Genomic DNA, 14,420 nt, shown 5'->3' with positions numbered 1-14,420 from the left:
ACAGCTGCCAGCCGAGGTGCTGCTGGGTGGGGAGAGCTGTCAGTCGAGCGCCTACCTGGGGTGGGGAGAGCTGCCAGCCGAGGTGCTGCTGGGTGGGGAGAGCTGTCAGTCGAGCGCCTACCTGGGGTGGGGAGAGCTGCCGGCCGAGGTGCTGCCGGGTGAGGGAGATGTGTCGGCCGAGAGGCTGCCGGGTGGGGAGGAGCTGACAGCCGGGCGGGTGATCGGGTGAATGGCGCTGAGAGGAGTTGCTTGGCGGCGGGGTTGGCGGTGGTCGGACAGATGTGCTCGACGAGCGGGCACCCCACCTGGCCGGTTCGCTAACTGTAGCGACACGAGGAGCTTTCCCTCGGACTCACTGTTCGGGCTCGACGTCCTTCTCGCGATGACAACCGGCTACTTGGAAACCGGCGCCGAGTGGCGCCAACAGGAGCGGACTCGGCACGCCGGCCGGCCGACGCCCTCGGGGACGAGACCGACGACGGATTCGAGGACCTCTGGCCAACCCGTTGCGCAGCCAGACTTGCGGCCGGTCGCTGAAGCCAGCCACACCTTTATCTCGCACTTCTTTTCTTGATCGTCCTGATTGCTGCTGGGGGCCGGAGCGGGCTTCCGGCGCCGCACCGACCCCCAGCGGTACTAGGTGAGGCTGGCTGTGCCCTTGGGGAGGAAGCGGGTGCCGTTGGTCTTCTCGGCGATGCCGGTGCGGTCCAGGTACGGGGTGATGCCGCCGAGGTGGAACGGCCAGCCGGCGCCGAGGAGGAGGCAGAGGTCGATGTCCTGGGCTTCGGCGACCACGCCCTCGTCGAGCGTGATCTTGATTTCCTCGGCGAGCGCGGTGAGCACCCGGGTGCGGAGCTCGTCGGGAGTCGACGGCTTGTCGCCGACCGTGACGAGCGCCTCGACCTCCGGGTCCACGACCGGCTTGCCCTCCGGCCAGACGTAGAACGAGCTCTTGCCCGCGGCAACGACCTTCGCGAGGTTCTCCGACACCGCGTACCGCTCCGGGTAAGCGCGGTTCATCGTCTCCGCGACGTGCAGCGCGACCGGCAGGCCGACCAGTTGCAGCAGTACGAACGGCGGCATCGGCAGACCCAGCGCGGACAGCGCACGGTCCGCGGACAGGATCGGCGTACCCTCGTCGACCGCCGCGCTGACCTCGCCGAGGAACCGTGTCAGCAAGCGGTTCACCACGAACGCGGGCGCGTCCTTCACCAGCACGCAGGACTTCTTCAGCTTCTTGCCGACCGCGAACGCGGTCGCCAGCGACGCGTCATCCGTACGGTCCGCGCGGATGATCTCCAGCAGCGGCAGTACCGCGACCGGGTTGAAGAAGTGGAACCCGACGACCCGCTCCGGGTGCTCGAGGTCCGCGGCCATCTCGGTCACCGACAACGACGACGTGTTGGTCGCCAGGATCGCGTCCGGCCGGACGATCTTCTCCAGGTCGGCGAAGATCGTCTTCTTCAGCTGCAACTCCTCGAACACGGCCTCGATCACGAAGTCCGCGTCCGCGAACACGCCCTTGTCGACCGACCCGGTGACGAGCGCCTTCAGCTGGTTCGCCTTGTCCGGACGTCCCCGGCCCTTGGCGAGCAGCTTGTCGATCTCACCGTGGACGTACCCGACGCCCCGGTCGACCCGCTCCTGGTCCAGATCCGTCAGTACGACGGGAACCTCGAGCCGCCGCGCGAACAGCAGCGCGAGCTGCCCCGCCATCAGACCGGCACCCACCACGCCGACCTTGTTGACGGGACGCGCCAGCGACTTGTCCGGCGCACCGGCCGGCCGCTTGGCCCGCTTGTTCACCAGGTCGAACGCGTACAGCCCGCTGCGCAGCTCCTCGCTCATGATCAGGTCCGCGAGCGCCTCGTCCTCGGCCGCGAAGCCACGGTCGCGGTCGTTGTCGCGAGCCGCCGCGATCAGGTCCAGAGCGCGGTACGGCGCCGGTGCCGCGCCACTGACCTTGACGTCGGCGAAAGCCTTGCCTCGGGCAACGGCCGCGTCCCACGCCTCGCCCCGGTCGATCGCGGGTCGCTCGACGACAACGGCGCCGGTGAGGACGCGAGAGGCCCACAGCAGCGACTGCTCGAGGAAGTCCGCCGAGTCCAGCAGTACGTCGCCGATGCCGAGCTTCACGGCCTCCGGCCCGCTGAGCATCTTGTTCTGGTTCAGCGCGTTCTCGACGACGACCTTGACCGCGTTGTCGGCGCCGATCAGGTTCGGCAGCAGGAAGTTGCCGCCCCAGCCCGGGATCAGCCCGAGGAACACCTCAGGCGTCGACAGCATCCCGGCCGCGACGGACACGGTCCGGTACGTCGCGTGCAGCGCGACCTCGAGGCCGCCGCCGAGCGCGACGCCGTTCACGAACGCGAACGACGGCTTGCCGCCGTCGACCAGCTTCCGCATGACGCCGTGCCCGATCTGGCCGAGCGCCAGCGCCTGCTCCCGGTCGGTCAGCTTCGGTACGCCGGTCAGGTCCGCGCCCGCGGCGAGGATGAACGGCTTGCCGGTGACACCGATCGCGACGATCTCGTCCCGCGCGAGCGCCGCGTCCAGAGCCTCGTTCAGCGACCCGAGGCCCTTGGGGCCGAAGGTGTTCGGCTTGGTGTGGTCGTGCCCGTTGTCCAGCGTGATGAGCGCCATCGTGCCGGCCTTGCCAGGCAGTACGACGTCCCGGGAGTGCGCGACCGTGACGACCTCGTCGGTCGACAACGCCGACGCCGAGTCGATCAGTTCCTGCAGGCTCATGCGGCCGCACCTTCCCAGTTCGGGTTCTCCCAGATGACCGTGCCGCCCATGCCGAGGCCGACGCACATGGTGGTGAGGCCGTAGCGGACCTCGGGGCGCTGCTCGAACTGCTTGGCCAGCTGGTTCATCAGCCGGACGCCGGACGACGCCAGCGGGTGGCCGAACGCGATCGCGCCGCCGTACGGGTTGACCCGCGGGTCGTCGTCGGCGATGCCGTAGTGCTCCAGGAACGCGAGCACCTGGACGGCGAACGCCTCGTTCACCTCGAACGCCTGGATGTCGTCGATGGTCAGCCCGGCCAGCCGCAGCGCCTTCTCGGTCGCGGGGATCGGGCCCTCACCCATCACCTCCGGCTCGACACCGGCGAACGCGTACGAGACCAGCTTCATCTTCGGCGTCAGCCCGAGCTCCGCGGCCGCCTCGGCGGACGTCAGTACGCAGGCCGTCGCGCCGTCGTTGATGCCGGCGGAGTTGCCCGCGGTCACCCGCCCGTGCGGGCGGAACGGGGTCTTCAGGCCGGCCAGGTCCTCGGCCGTGGTACCCGGCCGCATCGGCTCGTCGGTGGCGGCGTAGCCCCAGCCCTGCTCGGCCGACCGGGTCGCGATCGGCACCAGGTCCGGCTGGATCAGGTCGTTCGCGTACGCCTTGGCCGCCTTCTCCTGGGAGGCGACGGCGAAGGCATCGGCGCGCTCCTTGGTGATGGTCGGGTACCGGTCGTGCAGGTTCTCGGCGGTCGAGCCCATCACCAGCGCGGAGGTGTCGACGAGCTTCTCGGCGATGATCCGCGGGTTCGGGTCGACACCCTCGCCCATCGGGTGCCGGCCCATGTGCTCGACGCCGCCGGCCACGACCACGTCGTACGCTCCGAACGCGATCCCGGCCGCGGTGGTGGTGACGGCGGTCATCGCGCCGGCGCACATCCGGTCGATGGCGTAGCCCGGCGTGGTGTTGGGCAGGCCGGCCAGCAGGGCCGCGGTCCGGCCGATGGTCAGGCCCTGGTCACCGATCTGGGTGGTGGCCGCGATCGCGACCTCGTCCACCCGTTCCGGGGGCAGCGTCGGGTTGCGCCGCAGCAGTTCGCGGATGCATTTGATCACCAGGTCGTCGGCGCGAGTCTCGGCGTACTGACCCTTGGCCTTGCCGAACGGGGTGCGAACGCCGTCGACGTACACGACATCGCGGATCTCACGGGGCACGAGGGCCCTCCTCTGAAGGTCGGGAAATCTACCCCGATGCTACCCATGAGTAACAGAACTGCCAAAGAAGGCGCGCATGTGGGTCCGCTCACAGGGCGGACCGCCAGCACTCACCAACCTCCGTCTCCGACGGTCCGCACGGCGTGGCGGAGCGTGATCGGCGGGGCAGCGGCGAAGTTGGTGAGTGGTGGAGGTTCGGTTACCCGTGGCATCCGCTCTCGAATCGGCGCATGCTGGACCCAAGGTCCGTGTATCTGGAGCCGTTCTATGAACAATCTTGATCTTGCCGTGCCGGTCCTGAGCCGGGGGAAACACCGCAGTCCGCGTAAGGGCGCCTGCTTCATGGAGTTCGCGTCGTACCTGGCCGGCGAGCCGTGGTCGGACCATCCGGCCTGTACGCACCCGCTGCTGGCCGGCGTCGCCCGCGACGTGAACGACTGCACGAGCGACTCGGGGCGATCCCGGCTCGCGCCACTGATCCCGTCCGTGATCGGGCTGACGCCCAACGACCCACACGTCGTACCGCGGGTCACCGCGCGCTGCATCCAGCTGGCGCTGCCGGTTGTGTCGCAGGAGCGCCAGTACATCCTGGCCGTCGCACTGCTGGTGGGGGAGCGGCAGTTGGCCGCACTCGACGACCGTCCGCCGGACGACCTCGAGCCGGACTCGCTCGCCGTCCTGCAGGCTGTGCCGCAGGCTGCCAAGTGGGCGCGGTCCTTCACCGCCCGCTCGCGCCGCGTGACCCCGGACTTCGCCCGCCGTACGGCGCCGCGCGCGGTCTCGTGTGCGGTCGAGGGCATCTCGCAGGCGTGCGTACCGGACCCGGACGACCGGCTGTACAAGCTGCTGCTCGACGCGATCGCGGAGACGAAGGCCTGGATGCCCGCACCCGCGCCCGCGCCGGTTGAACCGGAGGTCGTACGCTTCACAGTGTGACCTCGGAGATACCAGTCCACGAGTGGGGATCCGCAAGCAGTGATGCGCCCGGAGTCCTGCTGTTACAGGAGATCTTCGGGGTCTCCGACTACATCAAGCAGCGTGCCGCGGATCTGCACGCCCTCGGGTACTACGTGGTCGCGCCCGAGATCTACTGGCGCCTCGACAACACCGAGCTGGACGAGTCTGCGCCGGATCTGCTGCCACGTGCGATGGGCCTCGTCCAGCGGCTCGACTGGAACCAGGCGGTCGCGGACGCGGTGTCCGTGCTGGAACAGCTGGAGGCGCGTGGCACAGGTACTGCTGTCGTCGGCTTCTGCTTCGGCGGCGGACTCGGGTACAACGTGGCCGCCGTCGCGTCGCCTGACGTGCTGGTCAGCTACTACGGCTCGGCCCTTCCGCGGCTGCTCGACCTCCGGCCCGAGGCGCCGGCGCTGCACCACTTCGGCAACGACGACACCTTCCTGGATGTCGACGCGATCGTGCCCGCTTTGGCCGACGCCGAGGTGTACCGGTACGACGGCGCCGGGCACGCGTTCGACAACCCGCTGCCGATGTTCCACAACCCCGAGGCGTCCGCACTCGCGTGGCGCCGTACCGAAGACTTCCTTGCCCGTCACCTCCCAACCTCCCAAGGATGAGCATGAGCCTGTACGACATTCCGCTGACCACCCTGTCCGGTGCGCCGACGTCTCTCGGTGAGTACAAGGGCAAGGCTGTTCTCGTCGTGAACGTGGCGTCGAAGTGTGGCCTGACCCCGCAGTACGAGGGTCTCGAGAACCTGCAGGAGAAGTACGCGTCGCGCGGGTTCACCGTGGTCGGCGCGCCGTGCAACCAGTTCGGTGGCCAGGAGCCCGGGTCCGCCGAGGAGATCGAGACGTTCTGCTCGACGACGTACGGCGTGACGTTCCCGATGCTGGGCAAGCTCGAGGTGAACGGCGAGGGCCGGCACCCGCTGTACGACGAGCTCACGCAGACCGCGGACGCCGACGGCGAGGCCGGCGACATCCAGTGGAACTTCGAGAAGTTCCTGATCGCCGCCGACGGCACCGTCGCGGCCCGCTTCCGCCCCCGCACCGAGCCGGAGTCGGACGAGGTAGTCGCCGCCATCGAGGCCCAACTCCCAGCCTGACCCGCTCAGCCCGCCCAACCCGTACCGGGCGGGCCACCACCACCCCACCCCGAGCGAAGCGAGGGGTGGGTTTTCCTTGTGGGTGATTGCAACAACTCTTTCGAAAGAGTACTTTCGACGCATGCCGAACCCGCATCGCCGCCTGAGCGATCCCCGTGAACTCAACGCCCTGGCCCATCCGGTGCGGATGGCGATCATCGAACTGCTGTCGATCAGCGGACCACTGACCGCGACCGAGCTGGCCGACCGGCTCGACGAGACGCCCGCGAACTGCTCGTGGCACCTGCGGAAGCTGGCGCAGCACGGGTTCGTCGTCGAGGCCGAGGGCGGCAAGGGCCGGCAGCGGCCGTGGCAGGTGCCGGGGCTCGGGTTCACGTGGGACAGCGAGCACGCCGTGCCATCGCTGGAGGAGCGGCGGGCGGCGCAGGCGATGTCCGAGGTGACGCTCGGGCGGGCGATGGACCGGCTGCGCGAGGCACAGCAGCGGCAGCCCGAGGAGTCCGCCGAGTGGCGGGCCGCGCAGAACAGTACGGAGATGGTCGCTTGGCTGACCCCGGACGAGCTCCGCGAGATGAACGATGCGCTCAACGCCGTTCTCGACCGGTACACCGAGCGGCTGACCGATCCGGCGCAGCGCCCGGCCGGCTCGCGGCTGTGCGAGTTCGTCACCTGGGGCGTACCGACGTACTTCCCGGGGGTCGATCCGGCATGAGGAAGCTGTTCGCGCAGCCCGGGTTCGGGCGGCTGTTCGGTGGCCTGAGCACGTCGATGCTCGGCGACTCGGTGATGCTGCTGGTGCTCAGCATGTGGGTGAAGACGCTCACCGGTTCGAACGCGCAGGCCGGCCTCACGTTCTTCTTCATGGTGCTGCCGGCCCTCGGTGCGCCGTTGCTCGGCGTCTGGGTGGACCGCCTGCCGCGCAAGCGCATCCTGGTCTGGGGCAATTTCGCCAGCGCGGTCGCCGTACTCCCACTGGTTCTCGTCCGGGACGCGGACGACGTGTGGGTGATCTGGGTCGTCGCGTTCCTGTACGGCGTCTCGTTCGTCGTACTGCCTGCGGCCGTCAACGGCCTGCTCAAGGAACTCCTGCCCGATGACCTGCTCGTGGACGCGAACTCCAGCCTCGCGACGATCAAGGAGGGCTACCGCCTGTTCGGGCCGCTCGTCGGCGCGGCGGTGTTCGCGACCGCGGGCGGCTGGCTGGTCGCGGTGATCGACGCGACCACGTTCGCGATCGCCGGGCTGCTGATCGCGACGATCAAGGTGACCGAGACGCCGGCCCCGGTTCGGAGCACGTTCCGCGAAGATCTGTTCGGCGGCGTACGGTTCCTGGTCGCGGATCGGGTGCTCCGCAACGTACTCCTCGGGCTGGCGATCTCGATCCTGGTGATCGGGTTCTTCGAGTCGTCGATCTACGCGCTGCTGGACGCGTTCGACAAGCCGGCGACGTTCTCCGGCGTCTTCGTGACGTGTCAGGGCGTCGGTGCGGTGATCGGCGGCCTGACCGCGAGTCGGGCCGTACGGCGCCTGGGCGAGATCGCCACCTGCGTACTCGGCCTGGTGGCGCTGGCCGTGGCGACCATCGTCTGCGCCGCCGCCTCCACGATCGTCGTCGTACTCGTCGGCGCCGCGATCTGCGGTGTCGGGTTGCCGTGGACGTTCGTCTCGCTCACGACGCTGATGCAGCGCCGGTCGCCGACCCATCTGATCGGCCGCGTGTCGACCGCGGTCGAGGTGCTGATCTCCACCCCGCAGGCGATCTCGCTCGCTGTCGGCAGCCTGCTGGTCAGCCTGCTGAGCTACCGCCAGATCTTCGCCGTCATCGCGACGGTCATCCTCGTCGGCGCCCTACAGACCCTGCTCAGCCTGCGCAGCGAGATCCGTCAGGATCTGGTGAGTAGCGGACAGAACCTGTCCGCTTCGGTTCCTAAGGTTGGAGACAACCGAACCGAAGGAGCAGGAGATGACAGTGCACCCGATTCCCGCTGGGTACCACGCGGTGACGCCGTGGATGATCGGGCATGACACAGCCGGCCTGATGAACTTCCTCACCGCCGCCTTCGACGCCGAGGACCTGGGCGGCCGGGTGGTCGACGAGCACGGCCACATCGGTCACGCCGAGATGCGGATCGGGGATTCGGTGGTGATGATGTTCGACAAGCCCGACTGGCCATCGACACCGGCGTTCCTGCGGCTGTACGTACCGGACGTCCACGAGACACTGAAGAAGGCCGTCGCCGCAGGCGGAACGGTCATCACCGAGCCCACCCACCTCTTCTGGGGCGACCTGGTAGCCCGCGTACACGACCCGTACGGCAACCTCTACTGGCTCCAAACCCGCATCGAGGATGTCCCACCGGAGGAGCTCACCCGACGCGCGACCGACGAGACGTATCTAAAGGCCATGGAGTACGTCCAGAGCTCGCTGTACCGCCCCGAGGTCTAGCCCGAGCCACTCCACCGGACCGACCAGAGCACCGCGCGGCACCGACCGCGCACCGCGTGCCTCGTACCGGGCGCGGCGATGGGAGCCTTTCCGTCCGGTCACACGGACGAAGTGCGCGCTGATGACGTGCTGGGTGCTGCGCGCCGGGTTCTGCGTGCCACGGGCGACGGGAAGGCGGCTCGGTGGGTCGGGAGGTCGGCGGGTCGGGAGAAGCATCACCGCGCGACAGCTCCGGGTCGCGGCGGTAGCACGCCGCCGAAGGCGGCCAATCAGGCAGTCGCCGCGAAGCGGTGTCCTTTGTGCGTGTCACGCCCGTGTGCACGCGGAGCGGGGTCCTTTGGTTAGTCGAGGGGTTTGGCGGGGGCCTCGGAGGACATGGCTTCGGTTAGGACCTCGGCGGTTAGGGCTATTTGCCAGGGGCGGGCGTGGTGGTCGCGGAGGAAGGTGGTGACCACGTCTACGTTCACGTCGCGTGGTGGGGACCAGGCGAGGCGGCGGATGGTGTCGGGGGCCAGCAGGTTCTCGGTGGGGAGGCGGTGGGCCTCGGCGATCTCGGCGACGGCGGTGCGGGCGGTCGACAGGCGGGCGGCGGCGTCCGGGTCGCGGTCGGCCCAGGCGCGGGCCGGCGGCGGGCCGTCGTACCGCGGTCCTTGCTTGGGAAGCTCGGACTCCGGCAGCTTGCGCGCGTGGTCGACCGCCTCCCACCAGGTCCGCATGTGCCGGTGCGCACCACGCCCCTTGAACGCGGTCAGCTTCTGCAGCGCGTCCCGGTCGGTCGGCATCGCGGACGCCGCCTCGACGATCGCCGCGTCCGGCAGGATCCGGCCGGGGGAGATGTCCGCGGATTCCGCGATCTGGTCACGGGCCTCCCACAGCGCGCGCACCACGGCCAGGCTGCGACGGTTCCGGACCCGGTGCATGCCCGACGTACGCCGCCACGGGTCCGGCTTCGGCTCCCGCGGGGGGGCTTCGAGGATCGCCGCGAACTCCTGCTCGGCCCACTCCCACTTGCCGGCCCGGCGGAGCTCCTGCTCGATCGCGTTCCGCAGTTCGATCAGCATCTCGACGTCGAGCGCGGCGTACACCAGCCAGGGCGCCGGCAGCGGCCGGGTGGACCAGTCGGCGGCGGAGTGCTCCTTGCGCATCCGGTAGCCGAGTACTTCGCTGACGAGCGAGGCGAGGCCGACCTTCGGGTACCCGAGCAGGCGACCGGCCAGCTCGGTGTCGAACACCCGCTGCGGCACCATCCCGACCTCGGCCAGGCAGGCCAGGTCCTGGTTCGCGGCGTGGATGATCCACTCGGCGTCGACGATCGCGTCGCCCAGCGCGGACAGGTCGCCGAACGGGATCGGGTCGACGAGCGCCGAGCCGGAGCCCTCACGACGTAACTGGACGAGGTACGCGCGGTGCGAGTACCGGTAACCGGACGCACGCTCGGCGTCGACGGCCACCGGACCGGTGCCGGAACGGAACGCCTCGACCGTGTCGGACAGCACACTGTCGGTGTCGATCACCTCGGAGAGCCCGTCCCTGAGCTCCAACAAGGGAAGGTTTGCGGTCGGGTCGACCGGCTCGGTCGGCTGGGTGTCGGCTGGGCTCATCGGCCCCGCTGACCGCGCCGGGTCGGCATCGCGACCACCCCCGGCGGAACGGGCGGCAGGCCGGCCGCCGTACACAGCACTTCGCCCCAGGCCTCGGCGTGCTGGGTCACGTCCACGGTGCCGATTCCTGGGCCACCAGGTCCAGGGACGGGGCTCCAGGACGCGCGGATCTCGATCTCCGCGGTCGCGTCGTCGTCGGCCATGCCGCCGAAGCTCTCCGATACCACGCGGGTCACGGTACCGCTCGGCGCCAGGAAGTCGGCGCCGCGGTCGGCCAGCGCCTCCATCAGCCAGGTCCAGCCCACGCCGCCGAGCAGCGCGTCGGTCACCATCTCCGGTTCGACGGCGGCACGCACGTACGCGACACAGCGGAAGGTCGACTGCCAGGCGTCGTTCCCCGCGGGATCGTAGAGGACGACCAGGCGGCCGGTGGCGACATCGTCACCGTCGACCGTCACGTCGGCGCTGACCGCCGCCGCATGCGGTGCGATCCGCTGCGGTGCGGGCATCTCCTCGACGAAAACCTCGGGCCGGAACCGGGCACCTCGTAACTGCGAGACTGCCTCGGCGAACTCCGCGGGTGGCGCGTCGACCTGCTTGCGGGCACCCATGTCGGCAGCCTACGACTGATTACTCACCGCCGCCCGCTTAGACGCGCCGGTAACACCCTGTCAGCGCGTCCAGGAGGGCGTGCGATCATCGCTGTGTGCCTCCGACGTCACCCGCCAGCCTCGACCGTTCCGCCTATCTGCTCGCCGCCCGTGGTGAGCGTCCGCCGCACACCCCGGTGTGGTTCATGCGCCAGGCCGGCCGCGCGCTGCCCGAGTACCGCAAGGTCCGGGAGGGCATCTCGATGCTCGAGTCCCTGACGCGGCCCGACCTCGTCGTCGAGATAACGCTGCAGCCGGTGCGCCGTTACGGGGTCGACGCGGCGGTGTTCTACTCCGACATCGTGGCGCCGCTGAAGTCGGCTGGTTTCGACGTCGACATCAAGCCCGGGGTCGGCCCGGTGGTGGCGGAGCCGATCCGGGACGCCGAGGGGGTCGCCAGGGTCCGGCCGGTGACGCCGGCCGATGTGCCGTACACCACGGAGTCCGTCCAGCAGCTCGTGTCCGAGCTCGGCGGTACGCCGCTGATCGGGTTCGCGGGCGCCCCGTTCACCGTCGCGTCGTACCTGGTCGAGGGCGGGCCGAGCAAGGACTTCGCGAAGACCAAGGCGATGATGCACGGCAACCCGGCGCTGTGGCACTCGCTGGCCGAGCGGCTGGCCGACGTCGCGATCGCGTACCTGTCGGTCCAGATCGAGGCCGGTGCGTCGGCGATCCAGCTGTTCGACTCGTGGGCGGGCGGGCTGTCGCCGCGGGACTACGAGCGGTTCGTGATGCCGCACACCGCGCGGGTGTTCGAGGCGATCAAGCAGTACGACGTACCGCGGGTGCACTTCGGCGTGAACACCGGCGAGCTGCTCGGGCTGATGAGCGCGGCCGGCGCGGACGTGGTCGGCGTCGACTGGCGGGTCCCGCTGGACGAGGCGGTACGGCGGGCCGGGCCGAAGCCGGTGCAGGGCAACCTCGACCCGGCGCTGCTGTTCGCCGGGTGGGACGCGATCGAGCCGGAGCTGGACCGGATCCTCGCCGAGGGGAAGGCCGCGCCCGGTCACATCTTCAACCTCGGCCACGGGGTGCCGCCGGACGCGGATCCCGAGGTGTTGCACCGCATCGCCCAATACGTGCAGGCGGCCTCTCAAGAGACTCATGTATCTGCCTGACCACGACGTCACGCTGGAGCCGCTGCGCGCCGACCACGCGGACGCCGTACTCGCCTTCGAGCTGGAGAATCGGGCGTACTTCGCATCCTGGATCTGGGACCGCGGCGACGAGTACTTCACGGACTTCCCGGCCCGGCACGCGGCGCAGCTCGCCGAGCAGGAGGCGGGCAGCTGCCGCTTCCACGTCCTGGTCGACGGCGACGGCGCGGTCGTCGGCCGGGTGAACCTGATCGACCTCGCCGACGGCCAGGCCGAGCTGGGCTACCGGATCGCGGAGAAGGCGGCCGGACACGGGCTCGCAACGGCCGCGGTCAGGGCGGTCGTCGAGCTGGCCCGCGGGTACGGGCTGACGTCGCTGCGGGCCGGCGCCTCGGACCGGAACCCGGCGTCGCAGACGGTCCTCACCCGGGTGGGTTTCCGGCAGGTCGGGGTCTCGAGCACCGACCTCGGGCCGGGCAAGAAGTACGTACTGGAGGCACTGTGAGCCGGGTCGTGGTGGTCGGTGGCGGGATCAGCGGGCTGGCGGCGGCGCACGCGCTGGTGACCGGGCCGAACCCGCCGCAGGTCACGATCCTCGAATCCTCGCCGCGGCTCGGCGGGAAGCTGGCCGGCGCGGACCTCGAAGGCGTACCGGTCGACCTCGGCGCCGAGTCGGTGCTGGCCCGTCGCCCGGAGGCCGTCGACCTGATCAAGGCGCTCGGGCTGGACGTGGTGCATCCGGCAACCACCTCGGCCGGGTTGTGGGTCGGCGACCGGATCCGGGCGATCCCGCCGACCGTGATGGGCGTACCGGTGGAGCCGTCCGCGACCGCCGACGTACTCGGGCCGGCCGCCGCCGAGCAGGTCGCGCACGAGGCCGACCTGCCGGCGCCCGCGCTGACCGAGGACGTCGCGATCGGCCGGTTCGTCGCCGAGCGGATGGGACGCGCGGTCACCGACAAGCTGGTCGACCCCCTGCTCGGCGGGGTGTACGCCGGGAAGGCCGAGGAAATCTCGCTCGCGGCCGCCGTCCCCGACCTGTACGCGAAGCTCCGGACCGCCCCGAGCCTGCTCGCCGCCACGGCCGAGCTCCGCGAGCTGGGCCAGAAGCGCGCCGGACAGCCTGTCTTCGCCGGCGTCGTCGGCGGCATCAACCGGGTCGTCACCGCTCTCGAGCAGGACCTGACCGCCCGCGGAGTGCAGATCCGGACCAAGCTCGCCGTACGGCGGATCACGTGCACCGCCGACGGGTTCGAGCTCGAGGCCGGGCCGGTGCCCGCGCCGACCTACCTCAGCGCGGACGCGGTCGTGGTCGCCGTACCCGCGACCCCGGCCGCCCGGATGCTTGCCGAACTGGTGCCCGCGGCAACGACCGAGCTGGCCGCGATCGAGTACGCGAGTATGGCGATCGTCACGCTGGCCGTCCGCAAGGCCGACTGGCCGGCGGGCGCGACCGGGTCGGGTTTCCTGGTCCCGTCGGTGGAGGACCGGACGATCAAGGCGGCGACGTACTCGCACGCCAAGTGGGCGTGGTCCGCGGCGGCCGGGGGAGAGCTCGCCGTACTGCGGACCTCCGTCGGTCGACTCGGCGAGGAGTACGTCCTGCAGCGCTCCGATGAGGAGCTGGTGAAGCTCGCGGTGTCGGACCTGTCCACGGCGATCGGGCTCCAAAACCCAGTCGGATCGCTCGTGACCCGCTGGGGCGGCGGACTCCCGCAGTACGCCGTTGGGCACCTGCAAAGGGTCGACCGGGTGGAGGCTGCGGTGTCCGGCGTACCGGGCCTGGCCGTCTGTGGTGCGGCGTACCGGGGTGTCGGGATCGCCGCGTGTGTGGCATCGGGTGGCAAGGCGGCCACCCGGGTGCGGGAGCACCTGAACGCAAGGGAGACAATGAGTTCGTGACTGGTAAGCCGAAAGCCCGTGAGCTGAACAACGTCATCCGCTACACCCTGTGGTCGGTGTTCAAGGTCGAGACGCCGCTGGGCCCAGACTCCCAGGCGGACCGGGACGAGCTGACCGCCGAGCTGAACGATCTGGTCGGGAAGCTGGCGGCCGACGACGTGGTGATCCGCGGGATCTACGACGTCGAGGGGTTCCGGGCCGACGCCGACTTCATGATCTGGTGGCACGCGCCGTCCTCGGACGCTCTGCAGCAGGCGTACCACGCGCTCCGCCGGTCGCGGCTGGGCCGGCACCTGGTCCCGGTCTGGTCGCAGTTCGCGCTGCACCGGCCGGCCGAGTTCAACAAGAGCCACATCCCGGCGTTCCTGGCCGACGAGGAGCCGCGGGCGTACGTCTGCGTGTACCCGTTCGTCCGGTCCTACGAGTGGTATCTGCTGCCCGACGAGGAGCGGCGCGCGATGCTCGCCGAGCACGGCAAGATGGCGCGCGGTTTCCCCGACGTGCGGGCGAACACCGTGGCGGCGTTCGCGCTCGGCGACTACGAGTGGATGCTGGCCTTCGAGGCGGACGAGCTGCACCGGATCGTCGACCTGATGCGTGAGCTGCGCGCGGCGTCGGCGCGCCGGCACACCCGCGAGGAAGTCCCGTTCTACACCGGCAAGCGGACCGAGGTCGCCGACCTGATCGCGAACCTTGTCTAAGGCGTTCCCGG

At 70.1% G+C, this 14,420-nt stretch carries 15 protein-coding genes; 11 read left to right on the top strand and 4 right to left on the bottom strand.

Annotated elements, in window-relative coordinates; translation table 11 throughout:
- Positions 1 to 16: 16 nt before the first annotated feature.
- Positions 17 to 229 (top strand): hypothetical protein, encoded by a 213-nt coding sequence (locus tag ACFYRU_RS23540; protein WP_387662353.1) that lies wholly within the window; start codon positions 17 to 19, stop codon positions 227 to 229.
- A gap of 407 nt (positions 230 to 636) precedes the next feature.
- Here ACFYRU_RS23540 and ACFYRU_RS23535 read toward each other — a convergent pair whose 3' ends face one another.
- Together ACFYRU_RS23535 and ACFYRU_RS23530 are read right to left on the bottom strand one after the other, a co-directional pair.
- Positions 637 to 2,748, bottom strand: coding sequence for a 3-hydroxyacyl-CoA dehydrogenase NAD-binding domain-containing protein (locus tag ACFYRU_RS23535; protein WP_387662351.1), 2,112 nt, complete (start codon positions 2,746 to 2,748; stop codon positions 637 to 639).
- Positions 2,745 to 3,944 (bottom strand): thiolase family protein, encoded by a 1,200-nt coding sequence (locus tag ACFYRU_RS23530; RefSeq protein WP_387662350.1) that lies wholly within the window; start codon positions 3,942 to 3,944, stop codon positions 2,745 to 2,747. The genes ACFYRU_RS23535 and ACFYRU_RS23530 overlap by 4 nt, the downstream gene beginning before the upstream one ends.
- 267 nt (positions 3,945 to 4,211) lie before the next feature.
- Here ACFYRU_RS23530 and ACFYRU_RS23525 point away from each other — a divergent pair, with 267 nt between their 5' ends.
- From ACFYRU_RS23525 to ACFYRU_RS23500, 6 genes are all read left to right on the top strand, one after another.
- On the top strand, positions 4,212 to 4,880 hold the full coding sequence (locus tag ACFYRU_RS23525; protein WP_387662348.1) for a hypothetical protein: 669 nt from the start codon (positions 4,212 to 4,214) through the stop codon (positions 4,878 to 4,880).
- Positions 4,877 to 5,521, top strand: coding sequence for a dienelactone hydrolase family protein (locus tag ACFYRU_RS23520; protein WP_387662346.1), 645 nt, complete (start codon positions 4,877 to 4,879; stop codon positions 5,519 to 5,521). Before ACFYRU_RS23525 ends, ACFYRU_RS23520 begins: the two co-directional genes overlap by 4 nt.
- A gap of 2 nt (positions 5,522 to 5,523) precedes the next feature.
- Positions 5,524 to 6,012, top strand: a complete 489-nt coding sequence (locus tag ACFYRU_RS23515; RefSeq protein ID WP_387662943.1) for a glutathione peroxidase — start codon at positions 5,524 to 5,526, stop codon at positions 6,010 to 6,012.
- A 121-nt stretch (positions 6,013 to 6,133) separates the two neighbouring features.
- Positions 6,134 to 6,724: a winged helix-turn-helix domain-containing protein gene (locus ACFYRU_RS23510; protein WP_387662345.1), complete on the top strand. Its 591-nt coding sequence runs from the start codon at positions 6,134 to 6,136 to the stop codon at positions 6,722 to 6,724.
- Positions 6,721 to 8,037 (top strand): MFS transporter, encoded by a 1,317-nt coding sequence (locus ACFYRU_RS23505; protein ID WP_387662343.1) that lies wholly within the window; start codon positions 6,721 to 6,723, stop codon positions 8,035 to 8,037. Before ACFYRU_RS23510 ends, ACFYRU_RS23505 begins: the two co-directional genes overlap by 4 nt.
- Positions 7,976 to 8,458: a VOC family protein gene (locus tag ACFYRU_RS23500; protein WP_387662341.1), complete on the top strand. Its 483-nt coding sequence runs from the start codon at positions 7,976 to 7,978 to the stop codon at positions 8,456 to 8,458. The genes ACFYRU_RS23505 and ACFYRU_RS23500 overlap by 62 nt, the downstream gene beginning before the upstream one ends.
- Positions 8,459 to 8,799: 341 nt before the next feature.
- On the opposite strand, the gene ACFYRU_RS23495 is transcribed toward ACFYRU_RS23500, so the two are convergent.
- Both ACFYRU_RS23495 and ACFYRU_RS23490 read right to left on the bottom strand, forming a co-directional pair.
- The gene (locus ACFYRU_RS23495; protein WP_387662339.1) at positions 8,800 to 10,059 is read right to left on the bottom strand and encodes a ribonuclease D; all 1,260 of its coding nucleotides are present in this window, start codon (positions 10,057 to 10,059) and stop codon (positions 8,800 to 8,802) included.
- Positions 10,056 to 10,670 carry a DUF3000 domain-containing protein gene (locus ACFYRU_RS23490; protein WP_387662337.1) on the bottom strand — a complete coding sequence of 205 codons (615 nt, stop codon included), beginning with the start codon at positions 10,668 to 10,670 and terminating at the stop codon, positions 10,056 to 10,058. Before ACFYRU_RS23490 ends, ACFYRU_RS23495 begins: the two co-directional genes overlap by 4 nt.
- A gap of 95 nt (positions 10,671 to 10,765) precedes the next feature.
- On the opposite strand from ACFYRU_RS23490, the gene hemE reads away from it, so the two are divergent.
- From hemE to hemQ, 4 genes are read left to right on the top strand one after another with little or no spacing between them, the layout of a single operon-like run.
- On the top strand, positions 10,766 to 11,827 hold the full coding sequence (gene hemE, locus ACFYRU_RS23485) for a uroporphyrinogen decarboxylase (protein WP_387662335.1): 1,062 nt from the start codon (positions 10,766 to 10,768) through the stop codon (positions 11,825 to 11,827).
- On the top strand, positions 11,814 to 12,311 hold the full coding sequence (locus ACFYRU_RS23480; protein ID WP_387662333.1) for a GNAT family N-acetyltransferase: 498 nt from the start codon (positions 11,814 to 11,816) through the stop codon (positions 12,309 to 12,311). The genes hemE and ACFYRU_RS23480 overlap by 14 nt, the downstream gene beginning before the upstream one ends.
- Positions 12,308 to 13,708: a protoporphyrinogen oxidase gene (gene hemG / locus ACFYRU_RS23475; RefSeq protein ID WP_387662331.1), complete on the top strand. Its 1,401-nt coding sequence runs from the start codon at positions 12,308 to 12,310 to the stop codon at positions 13,706 to 13,708. Before ACFYRU_RS23480 ends, hemG begins: the two co-directional genes overlap by 4 nt.
- Positions 13,705 to 14,409 carry a hydrogen peroxide-dependent heme synthase gene (hemQ, locus tag ACFYRU_RS23470; protein ID WP_387662329.1) on the top strand — a complete coding sequence of 235 codons (705 nt, stop codon included), beginning with the start codon at positions 13,705 to 13,707 and terminating at the stop codon, positions 14,407 to 14,409. The genes hemG and hemQ overlap by 4 nt, the downstream gene beginning before the upstream one ends.
- Positions 14,410 to 14,420: the final 11 nt, after the last annotated feature.

The sequence above is a fragment of the Kribbella sp. NPDC004536 genome (assembly GCF_042873835.1).
Lineage (GTDB): Bacteria > Actinomycetota > Actinomycetes > Propionibacteriales > Kribbellaceae > Kribbella.
The sequence above is the reverse complement of the archived record's forward strand: the minus strand, read 5'-3'. Positions and strand labels throughout refer to the sequence as shown.

Bases quoted from the DNA above. Each gene is read 5' to 3' on its own strand.
- ACFYRU_RS23490 (WP_387662337.1), bottom strand. From the start codon at position 10,670: ATGGGTGCCCGCAAGCAGGTCGACGCGCCACCCGCGGAGTTCGCCGAG.
- ACFYRU_RS23505 (WP_387662343.1), top strand. From the start codon at position 6,721: ATGAGGAAGCTGTTCGCGCAGCCCGGGTTCGGGCGGCTGTTCGGTGGC.
- ACFYRU_RS23515 (WP_387662943.1), top strand. From the start codon at position 5,524: ATGAGCCTGTACGACATTCCGCTGACCACCCTGTCCGGTGCGCCGACG.
- ACFYRU_RS23495 (WP_387662339.1), bottom strand. From the start codon at position 10,059: ATGAGCCCAGCCGACACCCAGCCGACCGAGCCGGTCGACCCGACCGCA.
- ACFYRU_RS23510 (WP_387662345.1), top strand. From the start codon at position 6,134: ATGCCGAACCCGCATCGCCGCCTGAGCGATCCCCGTGAACTCAACGCC.
- ACFYRU_RS23525 (WP_387662348.1), top strand. From the start codon at position 4,212: ATGAACAATCTTGATCTTGCCGTGCCGGTCCTGAGCCGGGGGAAACAC.
- ACFYRU_RS23480 (WP_387662333.1), top strand. From the start codon at position 11,814: ATGTATCTGCCTGACCACGACGTCACGCTGGAGCCGCTGCGCGCCGAC.
- ACFYRU_RS23500 (WP_387662341.1), top strand. From the start codon at position 7,976: ATGACAGTGCACCCGATTCCCGCTGGGTACCACGCGGTGACGCCGTGG.
- ACFYRU_RS23535 (WP_387662351.1), bottom strand. From the start codon at position 2,748: ATGAGCCTGCAGGAACTGATCGACTCGGCGTCGGCGTTGTCGACCGAC.